Source organism: Nocardia colli, assembly GCF_008704205.1.
GTDB classification, from domain to species: Bacteria; Actinomycetota; Actinomycetes; order Mycobacteriales; family Mycobacteriaceae; genus Nocardia; species Nocardia colli.
This window is the reverse complement of the sequence record NZ_VXLC01000001.1, coordinates 136,721-148,765: the sequence shown is the minus strand read 5'-3', so window position 1 is coordinate 148,765 and position 12,045 is coordinate 136,721. Positions and strand designations below refer to the sequence as shown.

At 67.9% G+C, this 12,045-nt stretch carries 14 protein-coding genes; 8 read left to right on the top strand and 6 right to left on the bottom strand.

Annotation, left to right across the window (positions count from 1 at the left end):
* The first annotated feature begins 144 nt into the window (after positions 1 to 144).
* Positions 145 to 387, top strand: coding sequence for a hypothetical protein (locus F3087_RS00785; RefSeq protein ID WP_150399814.1), 243 nt, complete (start codon positions 145 to 147; stop codon positions 385 to 387).
* A 7-nt stretch (positions 388 to 394) separates the two neighbouring features.
* Here F3087_RS00785 and F3087_RS00780 read toward each other — a convergent pair whose 3' ends face one another.
* Positions 395 to 766: a hypothetical protein gene (locus F3087_RS00780; protein WP_150399813.1), complete on the bottom strand. Its 372-nt coding sequence runs from the start codon at positions 764 to 766 to the stop codon at positions 395 to 397.
* 176 nt (positions 767 to 942) lie between these two features.
* On the opposite strand from F3087_RS00780, the gene hemL reads away from it, so the two are divergent.
* The 7 genes from hemL to ccsB all read left to right on the top strand — a co-directional run bounded on the left by hemL (position 943) and on the right by ccsB (position 7,532).
* Entirely contained in the window at positions 943 to 2,280 is a 1,338-nt protein-coding gene (hemL, locus tag F3087_RS00775; protein ID WP_150399812.1) for a glutamate-1-semialdehyde 2,1-aminomutase, read from the top strand.
* Between the two features lie 206 nt (positions 2,281 to 2,486).
* A complete protein-coding gene (locus tag F3087_RS00770) occupies positions 2,487 to 3,104 on the top strand; it encodes a histidine phosphatase family protein (RefSeq protein WP_150400823.1) in 618 nt (205 codons plus the stop codon).
* Positions 3,101 to 3,742, top strand: a complete 642-nt coding sequence (locus F3087_RS00765; protein ID WP_150399811.1) for a TlpA disulfide reductase family protein — start codon at positions 3,101 to 3,103, stop codon at positions 3,740 to 3,742. The genes F3087_RS00770 and F3087_RS00765 overlap by 4 nt, the downstream gene beginning before the upstream one ends.
* Positions 3,739 to 3,990, top strand: coding sequence for a hypothetical protein (locus F3087_RS00760; protein WP_150399810.1), 252 nt, complete (start codon positions 3,739 to 3,741; stop codon positions 3,988 to 3,990). The genes F3087_RS00765 and F3087_RS00760 overlap by 4 nt, the downstream gene beginning before the upstream one ends.
* A 28-nt stretch (positions 3,991 to 4,018) precedes the next feature.
* On the top strand, positions 4,019 to 4,861 hold the full coding sequence (locus tag F3087_RS00755) for a cytochrome c biogenesis CcdA family protein (RefSeq protein ID WP_150400822.1): 843 nt from the start codon (positions 4,019 to 4,021) through the stop codon (positions 4,859 to 4,861).
* A gap of 62 nt (positions 4,862 to 4,923) precedes the next feature.
* Entirely contained in the window at positions 4,924 to 6,564 is a 1,641-nt protein-coding gene (gene resB / locus F3087_RS00750; RefSeq protein ID WP_150399809.1) for a cytochrome c biogenesis protein ResB, read from the top strand.
* Between the two features lie 2 nt (positions 6,565 to 6,566).
* Positions 6,567 to 7,532 (top strand): c-type cytochrome biogenesis protein CcsB, encoded by a 966-nt coding sequence (ccsB, locus tag F3087_RS00745; protein WP_150399808.1) that lies wholly within the window; start codon positions 6,567 to 6,569, stop codon positions 7,530 to 7,532.
* Here the strand turns inward: ccsB and F3087_RS00740 are convergent.
* The 5 genes from F3087_RS00740 to F3087_RS00720 all read right to left on the bottom strand — a co-directional run bounded on the left by F3087_RS00740 (position 7,525) and on the right by F3087_RS00720 (position 11,384).
* Positions 7,525 to 8,745: a tyrosine-type recombinase/integrase gene (locus tag F3087_RS00740; RefSeq protein WP_150399807.1), complete on the bottom strand. Its 1,221-nt coding sequence runs from the start codon at positions 8,743 to 8,745 to the stop codon at positions 7,525 to 7,527. The two genes, ccsB and F3087_RS00740, sit on opposite strands and share 8 nt — an antisense overlap.
* A gap of 2 nt (positions 8,746 to 8,747) precedes the next feature.
* Positions 8,748 to 8,948: a helix-turn-helix transcriptional regulator gene (locus F3087_RS00735; RefSeq protein WP_150399806.1), complete on the bottom strand. Its 201-nt coding sequence runs from the start codon at positions 8,946 to 8,948 to the stop codon at positions 8,748 to 8,750.
* A 278-nt stretch (positions 8,949 to 9,226) separates the two neighbouring features.
* The gene (locus F3087_RS00730; protein ID WP_150399805.1) at positions 9,227 to 9,970 is read right to left on the bottom strand and encodes a hypothetical protein; all 744 of its coding nucleotides are present in this window, start codon (positions 9,968 to 9,970) and stop codon (positions 9,227 to 9,229) included.
* The gene (locus F3087_RS00725; protein WP_150399804.1) at positions 9,967 to 10,314 is read right to left on the bottom strand and encodes a hypothetical protein; all 348 of its coding nucleotides are present in this window, start codon (positions 10,312 to 10,314) and stop codon (positions 9,967 to 9,969) included. The genes F3087_RS00730 and F3087_RS00725 overlap by 4 nt, the downstream gene beginning before the upstream one ends.
* A complete protein-coding gene (locus F3087_RS00720) occupies positions 10,311 to 11,384 on the bottom strand; it encodes a hypothetical protein (RefSeq protein WP_150399803.1) in 1,074 nt (357 codons plus the stop codon). Before F3087_RS00720 ends, F3087_RS00725 begins: the two co-directional genes overlap by 4 nt.
* Positions 11,385 to 12,045 lie beyond the last annotated feature (661 nt).

Below are 12,045 nucleotides of genomic sequence, written 5' to 3'. Positions count from 1 at the left end.
TGCGGAGCAGGTTCGGGCCGGCGTCGACTAGCGTGCAGGGGCGCCGGGCGGCCTGCTCGCGGCCACCCGTGCGTTGTCAGCAGTATCTCTGTGGCCGTTAGTATTTCGGCCGTATTCGTGCCTCGACCCAAGGAATAGGGATTGATGAACCGGCTTGCTGTGAAAGTCTGTGCCGCACTGGCGATATCCGCCGCGATCGGGATCGGTGCCGCGCCAGCGGGTGCGAGCCCCGGACTTCCGCTCGAGCCCGCGGGCGCGGTCGACGTATCGACCGGCCAGGTCGACGCGCCGGTGCTGGTGCCCGACTCCGGTTCCGCGGGCCCGTACAACGCGTTCATGTGCTACCTGCACACCATTTCGGCCCAGGCGCCGTGCATGTACAGCTGAGCCCGGCTCAGCTCCAGTTCTGATACATGTCGAGCACGCGGCCGTTGCGGGTGCCAGGGGCGTTGACGAAGAGGGTGATCGTTCCGTCGGAATGATTGGCCGCTTCCATGATCGCCTGCCGCAGCGACGCGTGCACGCCGCCGTTCTCGTCCTTGTAGATCCCGGTGTCGGCCTCGAGGCCGACACCGATCCGGTTGAGCGGCACGAACATGGTGACGATGGCCGGAATCGGCCCGTCGGCGATCGTCTTGGTCTCCTCATGACTCAGTTGCAGGCCGATCCGGTCGGGCTGCGCGACCGGTTCCACCGCGGCGGCCGGACCCGCGCCGAACGCGACGGCCGCACCGACGAGCGCGGTGGAAACAGCAGCACTGAACATGGCAAACCGCATAAAAATCCTCCGGGGCAGATGAATGGTGACGCCCGAGATTACGCATCAGCAATCTCACGGCGATCGAATACGGCGTAAATAGTGCCCCGGCGTGTTGCGGTCTGCGTCACGCCCACTACACCCTGTCGTCGACCTGGTTCAGCGGGGCTGAGACACTGGAGGTCGTGAGTTCTTCTCCGCGCGTGACCAGCGCATCGGTGCCGGTTTCCGCTCAGCTCTTCGACCGGGCTTGTTCGGCGATTCCGGGGGGTGTCAACTCTCCGGTCCGGGCCTTCAACTCCGTCGGCGGCACACCGCGATTCATCGCGTCCGCCCACGGCTACACCCTCGTCGACGCCGACGGCAACGAGTACGTCGACCTGGTGTGTTCGTGGGGCCCGATGATTCTCGGGCACGCGCATCCCGCGGTGGTCGACGCGGTGCAGCGCGCCGCGGTCGGCGGCCTGTCCTTCGGCGCCCCGACCGAGGCGGAGATCGAACTCGCCGAGGCCATCATCGAACGGGTCGCTCCGGTCGAGCGGGTGCGGCTGGTGAACTCGGGCACCGAGGCCACCATGAGCGCGGTGCGGCTGGCCCGCGGCTACACCGGCCGGGCCAAGATCATCAAGTTTTCCGGCTGCTATCACGGCCATGTCGACGCGCTGCTGGCCGACGCGGGCTCGGGCGTGGCAACCCTCGGGCTGCCGACCTCGCCCGGCGTCACCGGCGCGCAGGCGGCCGACACCATCGTGCTGCCCTACAACGACCTCGAGGCCGTCGCGGCCGCGTTCGCCGCGCATCCGGACTCGATCGCCTGCGTGATCACCGAGGCCGCCGCGGGCAACATGGGCACGGTCGCGCCGTTGCCCGGCTTCAACGAGGGACTGCGCACGCTGACCGCCGACCACGGCGCGCTGCTCATCATGGACGAGGTGATGACCGGCTTCCGGGTGAGCCACGCGGGCTGGTTCGGCCACGCGGGCGTCACCGCGGATCTGTACACGTTCGGCAAGGTGATGAGCGGCGGGCTGCCCGCCGCCGCGTTCGGCGGCCGCACCGAGATCATGAATCACCTGGCTCCGCTCGGCCCGGTCTACCAGGCCGGGACGCTCTCCGGTAACCCCGTGGCGGTCGCCGCCGGCCTGGCCACGCTGCGCGCCGCCGACGACGCGGTGTACGCCGCGCTGGACCGCAACGCGCAGCGCCTGGGCGCACTGTTCGGCGAATCGCTCAGTGCCGCAGGCGTCGAGCACCAGGTTCAGTTCGCAGGCAATATGGTGAGCGTGTTCTTCGCCGAACGCCCGGTCACCGACTACGCCACCGCCAAGGCCAGCCAGACCTGGCGCTACCCCGCGTTCTTCCATGCCCTGCTCGACGGTGGCGTGTACGCGCCGCCGAGCGCGTTCGAGACCTGGTTCGTCTCCGCGGCACTCGACGAGGACGCGTTCGACCGCATCGCCGCCGCCCTGCCCGCCGCCGCACACGCGGCCGCGGCCGCCACTCCCGAAGGATCCCGCGCGTGAGCTCCGATCACGATCAGCCCGAGGCCGACCCGCGCGAGCTAGCGCAGCCCGCCACCGATTCCGCCGTCATCGACGCGGGCGCGCAGTTCGCCGCCGCCGCGCCGGGTCCGGCCGAGCAGATCCCCGCGGTCGACGAGAACGCCGGTGCGGCAACGGTTTCGGAGCCGAAGCCGAGGCCGGCGCAGGACGGCGACCCGGTCGAGACGATCGTGCACGTGCTGCGTCACGGCGAGGTGCACAACCCGAACGGGATCCTCTACGGCAGGCTCCCCGGCTTCAGCCTGTCGGTGACCGGCCGCTCGCAGGCCGGCGCGGTCGCGCGGGCGCTGGCCGATCACGACATCGCCGTGGTCATCGCCTCGCCGCTGCAGCGGGCGCAGGAGACCGCGGAACCGATTGCGGCCCAGCATCAGCTGATCGTGCGCACGGACGAGAACCTGATCGAGGCCGGCAACACCTTCGAGGGCCTGCGGGTTTCCGTCGGCGACGGCGCGCTGCGCAAGCCGCGGCACTGGTGGAAGCTGCGCGACCCGTTCACCCCGTCCTGGGGCGAGCCGTACCTGCAGATCGCGCACCGGATGCTGGCCGCGGTGAACAAGGCCAGGGTCGAGGCGGCCGGGCGCGAGGCCGTGCTGGTCTCGCATCAACTGCCGGTCTGGACGTTGCGCCGGTTCCTGCAGGGCCAGCGGCTCTGGCACGACCCGCGCCATCGGCAGTGCTCGCTCGCGTCGCTGACCTCGCTGGTCTACCACGGCGACACGCTCGTCGACATCGTGTACTCCGAGCCCGCGGGCGGTTCGGACCCCTCGGTACACGGCGCATGATCCATCGCACCGCGTCCGATGTCCCGCCTGCCGCCTCGGCCAGGCGGGCCGCCGCCGTTCTGCTCGCCTGTGCCGGCCTGGTCGCCGCGCTGGCCGGCTGCTCGGGCGGTACCGACGCGGTGGCTTCCGGCGGCACCTTCGAATTCGTCTCGCCCGGCGGCAAAACCGAGATCTTCTACGACCCGCCGAGCGCGCGCGGCACCATCGGCAAGCTGTCCGGGCCGGATCTGATGACCAAGGGCAAAACCACCTCGGTGGAGGATTACCCGGGCAAGGTCGTGGTAATCAACCTGTGGGGGCAGTGGTGCGGACCCTGCCGCGCGGAGTCGCCCGCGCTCGAAAAGGTTTATGCGGCAACGAAAGACAACGGCGTCGCCTTTCTCGGCATCAACGTCCGTGACCCGCAGCAGGACAAGGCGCAGGACTTCGTCGTAGACAACAAGGTCGAATATCCGTCCATCTACGACCCGTCCATGCGCACCCTGCTCGCCCTCGGTGGAAATTTCCCGACCAGTGTCATTCCCACCACCCTGATCTTGGATCGTCAGCACCGCGTCGCCGCGGTGTACCTGCGCCCCCTGCTGGCCGACGATCTGCAACCGATTGTTCAAAAAATCGCCTCGGAGGAAGCACAGTGAATCGCGATCGTCGTACCCGTAGCCTGCGTGCCTGTCGCCACCGGCAGGGCGCCCGCCGAATCGGTGGGGCCTGGGCCGTGGACGACCGATGGAAGGGCATAGCCACCGTGCCGCGCAGCGTCGCGGCGGACTCGCTGCTCGACTTCGGCGTGCTGTTCGACCCGGCGGAGGAGACCACCGAACAGCGCGTCGTGCTGCGCGGCGACACCGACCCGGCCGAGGAGACGCCGGAGGGGGAGGGCGTGTGAATCCCCGCGTGATCGCGGTGGCCGCGTGATGGTGCTGGCCGCCGTAGGGGATTCGTTCCAGCAGACCGCCGCCACCGGACCGTTACTGCTCGCGCTGGGCGCCTGCCTGCTCGCCGGGCTGGTGTCCTTCGCCTCGCCGTGCGTGGTGCCGTTGGTGCCGGGCTATCTGTCCTACCTGGCCGGGCTCGTCGGCGCGGAGGCGCCGCCCGCCACGGTCGCGCAAGCCCAAGGCGCGCAGCCAAGTTCGGTCGCCGTTGTGTCGGCCGAGCAGGCCGCGCGGGCCGGGCGGATGCGGGTGGCCGGGGCGGCGGGATTGTTCGTCGCCGGGTTCACCGTCGTGTTCGTGCTCGCCACCGCGACGGTGTTCGGCGTCATCCAGACCTTGAACGTGAATCGTGAACTGCTGCAGCGCATCGGCGGCGTGGTCACCATCCTGATGGGCCTGGTCTTCATCGGCCTGATCCCCGCGTTGCAACGCGACACCAGGATGGAACCGCGCAGGCTGACCAGCATCGCGGGCGCGCCGCTGCTCGGCGGGGTGTTCGCGCTCGGCTGGACGCCGTGCCTCGGGCCCACGCTGTCCGGCGTGATGGCGGTGGCCGCGGGCACCGACGGGACCACCGCGGCGCGCGGCGTCGCGCTCATCGTCGCCTACTGCCTTGGCCTCGGCCTGCCGTTCGTCATCCTCGCGTTCGGCTCGGCCAGCGCGCTGCGCGGCGTCGGCTGGCTGCGCCGCAACTCGCGCACCATCCAGATCATCGGCGGCCTGCTGCTCGTCGCGGTCGGCATCGCGCTGGTCACCGGGGTGTGGGATCAGTTCGTCGGCTGGGTGCGCGACGGTTTCGTGTCCGAGGTGACGCTGCCGATATGAGTATGAACAGCATTGATTCGATGAGGGGTGGCGGTCGGGCGACGGGTGGGCCCGAAAAACCGATGACCGCACCTGCCCCACCGCCCCGGCAATCGCCGATCGGTAAGGCGTGGGCCTTCGTGCGCAACACCTGGCGCGGGCTGACCAGCATGCGCACCGCGCTGGTGCTGCTGTTCCTGCTCGCGCTGGGCGCGATTCCCGGCGCGCTGCTGCCGCAGCGCAGCTTGAACGCGCAGAAGGTCGATCAGTACATCCAGAACCGGCCGACGCTCGGCCCGTGGATGGACCGGTTCGAGCTGTTCGACGTGTTCGGCAGTTTCTGGTTCACCGCCATCTATGTGCTGCTGTTCATTTCGCTGGTCGGCTGCATCCTGCCGCGCTGCCTCGACCACTATCGCGCGCTGCGCACCCCGCCGGTGAAGGCGCCGCGCAACCTCACCCGGCTGTCGCACCACTACACCGGCAGCGCGGAGCAGACGCCCGACGAGGTCATCGCCGGCGTCCGTAAAGAGTTGCGCGGCTGGCGAACCGAGGTCCGGCCGGGCGCCCGCGACGGCGAGATCACCCTCGCCGCAGAGAAGGGTTACACCCGCGAGCTCGGCAACCTCGTCTTCCACCTCGCCCTGGTCTGCCTGCTGGTCGCGATCGCGGTCGGCAAGCTGTTCGGCTACGAGGGCAACGTCATCGTCATCGCGAACGACGGCCCCGGCTTCTGCACCACCTCGCCCGCGGTCTTCGACTCGTTCAAGGCGGGCAACGTCAACGACGGCACCGGCATGGCGCCGATCTGCGTGCGGGTCAAGGACTTCAAGGGCGATTATCTGGAGAACGGTCAGGCGGAGATGTTCACCTCGAACATCGAATACCAGTCCGGCGCCGATCTGCAGAGCAATACCTGGCGCTCGACCCGGATCCAGGTGAACCATCCGTTGCGGGTGGCCGGCGACCGCATCTATCTGCAGGGCCACGGCTACGCGCCGACCTTCACCGTCACCTTCCCGAACGGGCAGACCCGCACCGAGTCGCTGCAGTGGCGGCCCGAGGACGCGCGGACCTTCCTGTCCAGCGGCGTGCTGCGGATCGACCCGCCGGGCGGCATGTACGCCACCGACGAGGAGCGGCGGAAGAACCAGATCGCCATCGAGGGCCTGTTCGCGCCGACCGCGCTGTTCCACGGCAGCCTGCTGACCTCGTCGTTCCCCACGATGAAGGATCCGGCCGTCGCGGTCGACATCTATCGCGGCGACACCGGGCTCGACACCGGCAAGCCGCAGTCGCTGTTCGCGCTGGATCCCGAGCAGGTCAAGCAGGGTCGGCTGAGCAAGGAGGCCAGGGTGAACCTGCGTCCAGGCGAGTCGACCAGCCTGCCCAACGGCACCAAGGTGACCTTCGACGGCGCACAGGAATTCGCCAATCTGCAGGTGTCGCACGATCCGGCGCAGCAGTGGGTGCTGGTGAGCGCGGTGACCATGATGCTCGGCCTGCTGGTGTCGCTGCTGATCAAGCGGCGCCGGATCTGGGTCCGGGTCTACCCCGCCGAGGACGCAGCCGGTACCTTGGATCAACGACGCACCGTAGTAGAAATGGGCGGGCTGGCTCGGACAGATCAGGCGGGCTGGGGCAGTGAGTTCGATCGGCTACGCGCGCGCCTGCTCGACGTGCGGCCCGACTCGGCGGCCGACACGAAGACCACGGGAGAGTAGAGATGCCGATCAACGAGACCATCGCGCGCTACAGCGATTTCTCGTTCAAGACCGCGATCGTGGTCTACGCGCTGGTGCTCGTGCTGCTGATCTGGCAGTACGCCACCGCGCGCAGCCGTCAGGTCGCGGAGCGCGAACTCGTCTCGGTCGGCGGTCCCAGCGATCCCGCGCTGCCGGGGCGGGTGGTCGGGCCGCCGGAGAAGCCGCTGTCCGAACGGCTCGGCAACATGGCGTTCTCGGTGCTGGTCGTGGCGATCGTGCTGCACATCGGCTCGATCGTGCTGCGCGGCTTCGCCACCCATCGCTTCCCGCTCGGCAACATGTACGAGTTCGTCACCATGGCCACCGCGGCCGCGGTGCTGATGGGCGCGCTGTTCCTGCGCGAGCAGAAGTACCGCGCGATGTGGGTCTTCCTGCTCGTGCCGGTGCTCATCCTGCTGTTCCTCGCGGGCACCATCCTCTACGCCGACGCCGCCCCCGTGGTGCCCGCGCTGAAGTCGTTCTGGCTGCCCATCCACGTCACCATCGTCAGCATCGGCAGCGGCGTGTTCCTCTTCGCCGGCGTCTCCAGCCTGCTGTTCCTCTACCGCCTGCGCCAGCCCGAAGGCGAGGAGTCGAGCAACATCCTCGGCATCATCGCCCGCCGCCTGCCCGACGCCCGCACCCTCGACCGCCTCGCCTACAAGGCCACCATCATCGGCTTCCCGCTCTTCGGCGCCGGCGTCATCCTCGGCGCCATCTGGGCCGAGGCCGCCTGGGGCCGCTTCTGGGGCTGGGACCCCAAGGAAACCTGCTCCTTCATCGCCTGGGTCCTCTACGCCGCCTACCTGCACGCCCGCGCCACCTCCGGCTGGCGCGACACCAAGGCCGCCTGGATCAACGTAGCCGGTTTCGTAGCAATGCTTTTCAACCTCTTCATCATCAACATGGTGATCAGCGGCCTGCACTCCTACGCGGGACTCAACTAGGCCCGTCTACCTGCGGATTGCGGGAATTATCTGGGACGCTGGTACCTGAATCTTCCGACTCGGTACGCAGCGGGTACGCAGTGGTCGCAAGTCGTTCCTTGAGGACGGCTCCGACTGCGGCCCGCGTGGTCTCGTCCGCGTCAGGCCACAGATGGGCGTAGTACCGCAGGGTGGTGACCGCGCTGCCGTGACGGACGCGAGTCTGCACGGTCTTGATGTCGGCTCCTCGCCTGATCAGCAATGAGGCGTAGTAGTGGCGTAGATCTTGGAAGCTGAATTTTGATGGCAGACTGGGAATTCCGGCTTTGGCCGCACGGAAATGGCGGGCGAGCGTCCATGGTGAGACAGGCTTGCACAGCTCGTCACAGACCATGTTCCTGCCAGGCCGTGCGTCTACTGACGCCTTCAGCATGTCGGTCAACTCCTGTGGCATCGGCACCGGAATGTCGCTGGCTTTGGTTTTCAATGGGCGGTTCGGCCATTGGCGTTGCGGAAATACCACTCCATCGGTCAGGTCGACGTCTTCCGTCCAGAGGCCGGCAGCCTCCGAGATGCGCAAGCCGACGAAGGCGCCCAGCAAGACGGCGACCTGAAGGTGCTCGGGCATCTTGTCGTGCAGCGCCCAGACCTGCTCGGTGGTCGCGACGTAGAGCTTGGGCTTGCCCGCGTCCGGAGAAGTCTTCCGTGAACAGGGATTCCGTGCCAACAGTTTGTCATGCACAGCGTCACCGAGAATCTGCGACAGCCGACTATGGAGCGAGTAGACGTAGCTGTCGGCCAGTCCTTCGGCCTTCAGTTTCACCATCCACGTCTTGACCGAGGAAGGACGGACCGCGGTCAGTCTCAGCTTGCCGAACTCCGCCTTGATCCTTCGAATGTGCCACTTGGCCAAGGTGACCGTGTTCTCGCGTTTGGCGTAGCCCCCCAACCATTCGTCGCACCACTGCGCGACTGTCAGTTGTGCATCGCGCGGTGCGATATGCGTGCCGTGCACCAGTGAAGCCAGCTGATCGTCAAGCCACTTCTGCGCATCGGTCTTTCGCGCGAACCGCCTGGAGTGTTCGCCGTCGGCGTCGTCGACGTAGCGGGCGCGCCAGCGCTTGCCCTTGCCGTGCAGTTTCGACGGAACCCGCCGGACGGTGCCGTCGGCGTCGCGTTCTTCCTTGGTCCAGAGGTCTTCGACTCCGGCTCGGCGGTTCCGTCGTGTCGCCATGGTTACGCCGCTCCTCCGGTCTTGGCTTCCTGTTCGGCGATCCAGGCTTCGATGACGCTGAGTCGCCAGACGCGTCGGCGGCCGAGTTTGAAGCTGCGGGTGCCGATGTCGGAGCCGATGTGTGCCCAGTAGCGCCAGGTGGCGGCGGGGATGCCGGTGAGGGCTTCGCAGTCGGTTGCTTGCAGGTAACGGTCAGTGCTCATGGTCGTGTCCTTCGTGGTGTGTGGTGCGCATGCTGGTGCGCTGGGGTTCGGGGTGGTGCACGTCGGTACACCGGCTGTCTCGTGGTGGGACAGGGCTGTCACAGGTGGTGCACTGGCTGTCTCACGTGGTGCACACCCTGAGACGGGTGGTGCATACTCCGGTGCGCCGCTGTCCCACGGTGAGACAGTCCTGTCGGATGTCGCGTCAACGACCGTGCGGTTGGTGCGCATGCTGGTGCACGGGTTCGGGTGTTCGGGTGTGGTGTCCATGGCGGGGCTTATCCGACGAGCCGGAGCCGTTGACCGGCTGGTATGGGTCGGGTGGAGGTGTGCTCGTTGCCGATCAGATCGGCCAGAGTCGCGATGGTGACGGTCAGTGAGACAGGTAGTGGTGCACGTGTCACGGCGGTGTGCACCGCTGTCTCGTCGGCTGGTGCGTGGTGCGTAAGCCGGTGCACGACAAGTAGTCCGCTGCATCCGTCGTCGGCGGCGGTGCGGCCCGCGCGGGTGATCACGTCGGCCAGGTCGGCGACGGCGGTATCGCGTGCACCGAGGACTAGCACCGCTCGTGAGACACCGCCGGTGGTGGTGGTGCGTCCGTCGTAGGGGTAGCGGTGCGGATACTGGGCGCGGTAGGCGAGTTCGCGTTCGGATTCCCACGCGTCGAATGCGGTCGCCCCGAGAGCGAGGCGGGCGCGGGTGATCGCGCGACCGCGAACTGACCACAAAGGTGAGGGTCGCCAGTCCGGACGTGAGGTGCCGAAGAACTGGGTCACCGCGGTTCGGGTGGGGACGATCCATTTCGGGCCGGGGCCGACCCGCATGAGCGTGTGGACGAGGCCGGCGGATTCGAGATCGGCGCGGAGTTCGTAGACGTGGTTGGCGCCGGTGTTCAGGAGTTGGGCGAGCAGGTCGACCTGGATGGCGCGGTGCTGCACGAGCGCGTACATGGCGCGTGCTTCGCGGTCGGTGCGCGCCGACCGGTGTCCAGTTTTCTGGACAGGATCGCGGCGGCGGGTCATGACAGATCCTCGGCGTCGGTACCGGTGAAGTCGGCCCACATCGCAGGCAGGGCGGTGATCGGGAACCGGAATCCGGCGCAGCGCCCGATCTCCAGGCCGGCGAACTCGTCGTCGGGGAGCACGTGAGGGTGGTCCACGACCCAGGCGTGGCGGTGGTGGCTGTCGCGCAGGAAGGGATAGACGTCGAACCATTGCCCGCCGTCGAGGACGGCCACGCCGTCGCCGCCGCGGTACAGGTGCGGGATGCCGCGCACGTGCAGTTCGGCGCGCAGCAACCACAGCCGCAGGCGCATCAGGTGCGTCAGCGTGTAGCGGATTCGGGGGAAGAAGGTGAAGGTGGTCATCGGGGATCGTCCTTGGGGGATTGGCCGCGTCGGGGGCGGCGGTGGTTCGGGTTCGGTGTGCGGGTCGCGGCGCGCATCTGCTTGCGGGTGCTGAGGAATTCGGCCCATTCCTCGTCGATGTCGCCGTCGACGAACTCAAGCCCGGTACGGAACCCGGCTGGTAGCCGTTCGAGTGCGGCGTCGAGGGTGCGGCGCACGTCGCGGCCGCGGTAGAGGTAGACCAGCCCGATCATCGGTTCGGGTTCGGCATCGCGGGCTGCGGACAAGGCTCCGCGCAGGGCTTTGTCCATGTTCTTGGCGGATTTGGCGGTGAGTTCGACTTCCAGTGCCCACCAGCCGTAGGTGCCGCTCACCTTGCCCAGGAACCGGCCGTCATGGATATGACCGATCTCGCGTGAGCTCCGCTTGCGGGCTCGTGCCGCGACCGCGGCGTCGTGGCGGAGCTGGCGCTCGGAGATCCATGCTCCGGGTTCGGCGCCGACAAGCATCACCCGCGCCATCGCGACCGCCCGGTAATGCTCGGCGTCCTTGATCGGTGGCTTCCACAAAGTGGTCGGCATCCACCCCAGGTAGCTGCCTGCCGTCTCCTTCGTGGGGACCAGCCATTTCTCGCCGGGCTGGACCTGGATCAGTTTCGGCAGCATCACCGCATCAGTGCGCAGCTGCCGCGCCAAGGACCGGGCGTGGGTGATGTCGATGCCGAGAAGTGCTGCGAGCACGTCGATTTGAAGCCCGTACATCTCCACCACCAACCCCGCCGCCGTGTGCGACCGCGCGTTCACCCGCGACTCACGCTTGTCGCTGAGCAGACGGCGCACCGTCGTGCGAGGCAGCCCGACCAGCTCGACGATCTCACCGTGCGTGCGGCCCTGTTCGTGCAGGGTGGCGACTTCACCGAGGACGGATTCGACTGTGCGCGCGGTGATTTCGAGCGTCTCGCGGATCTGGTCGTAGGTCGCGCCCTCGGCGCGCAGAGCGGTGACCCTCCGCTCCAGGCCAGCCGCGCGGGTCCTCTTCTTGTGGTCCTTGCGTGGACCGGCCGAGGTGTCGTGTTCTCGTGTTGTGGTCATTGGCTGTACCTGCTTCCTGCGTGTAGCGGCGAACTGTGTTGCCGGTCAATGGAACTGGAACCTCCCGGACGGTGGTAGGGCACAGGCGACCAACTCGGGACGTCTGCGCGACGCGGGAGAGGTACCGTGAGATCCCTCATCGGCCGCGCCGCCGATCGGCCCGCACGGGCCGAAGATTGCGGTCGGCGGTCGGCTCCTCTGCCGCGACGAGGGTGTAGGAACTAGGCTTCCTGTCCCAGCTCACGTGGTAGTCGTGCCAGCCGCTCGACCAGTGCCCCTCGTCCATGACGGCTAAGCCGGGCACAACCTCTCGCCTCCGCTGGATCTTCGGCGCGACCAACGCCAGGCCGTAGGCACAGTCACAGCCGCGATGCTGCCCGCCCTTGCACAGTTCGCCGGTTCCGTCGCAACCACGGCAGACATCCCACTGCGACTGCTCATGCAAACTGGCGCAATCGCTGGACTGGCAACCACGTTCACCACACCACAAGCACGAACCCGCGAACGTCAGCCGCGGCGGCCGCAACGGGTCAGCCCCTCGGCCGGGAAACTCGACAACCTCCCCCGTATGCGATTCCGGCGCCGGCCACCGGTCTGCCGCTGCGGCGGTCACCGCGACCGCCGCCTATCGACCGGCAGGCCCCGATCATCAATCTCTACC

What these genes read in the sequence shown, in the direction of transcription:
- F3087_RS00785 (WP_150399814.1), top strand. Translation starts at nt 145, where the DNA reads ATGAACCGGCTTGCTGTGAAAGTCTGTGCCGCACTGGCGATATCCGCC.
- resB (WP_150399809.1), top strand. Translation starts at nt 4,924, where the DNA reads ATGACCGCACCTGCCCCACCGCCCCGGCAATCGCCGATCGGTAAGGCG.
- F3087_RS00740 (WP_150399807.1), bottom strand. Translation starts at nt 8,745, where the DNA reads ATGGCGACACGACGGAACCGCCGAGCCGGAGTCGAAGACCTCTGGACC.
- F3087_RS00730 (WP_150399805.1), bottom strand. Translation starts at nt 9,970, where the DNA reads ATGACCCGCCGCCGCGATCCTGTCCAGAAAACTGGACACCGGTCGGCG.
- F3087_RS00765 (WP_150399811.1), top strand. Translation starts at nt 3,101, where the DNA reads ATGATCCATCGCACCGCGTCCGATGTCCCGCCTGCCGCCTCGGCCAGG.
- F3087_RS00780 (WP_150399813.1), bottom strand. Translation starts at nt 766, where the DNA reads ATGTTCAGTGCTGCTGTTTCCACCGCGCTCGTCGGTGCGGCCGTCGCG.
- F3087_RS00755 (WP_150400822.1), top strand. Translation starts at nt 4,019, where the DNA reads ATGGTGCTGGCCGCCGTAGGGGATTCGTTCCAGCAGACCGCCGCCACC.
- ccsB (WP_150399808.1), top strand. Translation starts at nt 6,567, where the DNA reads ATGCCGATCAACGAGACCATCGCGCGCTACAGCGATTTCTCGTTCAAG.
- F3087_RS00735 (WP_150399806.1), bottom strand. Translation starts at nt 8,948, where the DNA reads ATGAGCACTGACCGTTACCTGCAAGCAACCGACTGCGAAGCCCTCACC.
- F3087_RS00725 (WP_150399804.1), bottom strand. Translation starts at nt 10,314, where the DNA reads ATGACCACCTTCACCTTCTTCCCCCGAATCCGCTACACGCTGACGCAC.
- F3087_RS00720 (WP_150399803.1), bottom strand. Translation starts at nt 11,384, where the DNA reads ATGACCACAACACGAGAACACGACACCTCGGCCGGTCCACGCAAGGAC.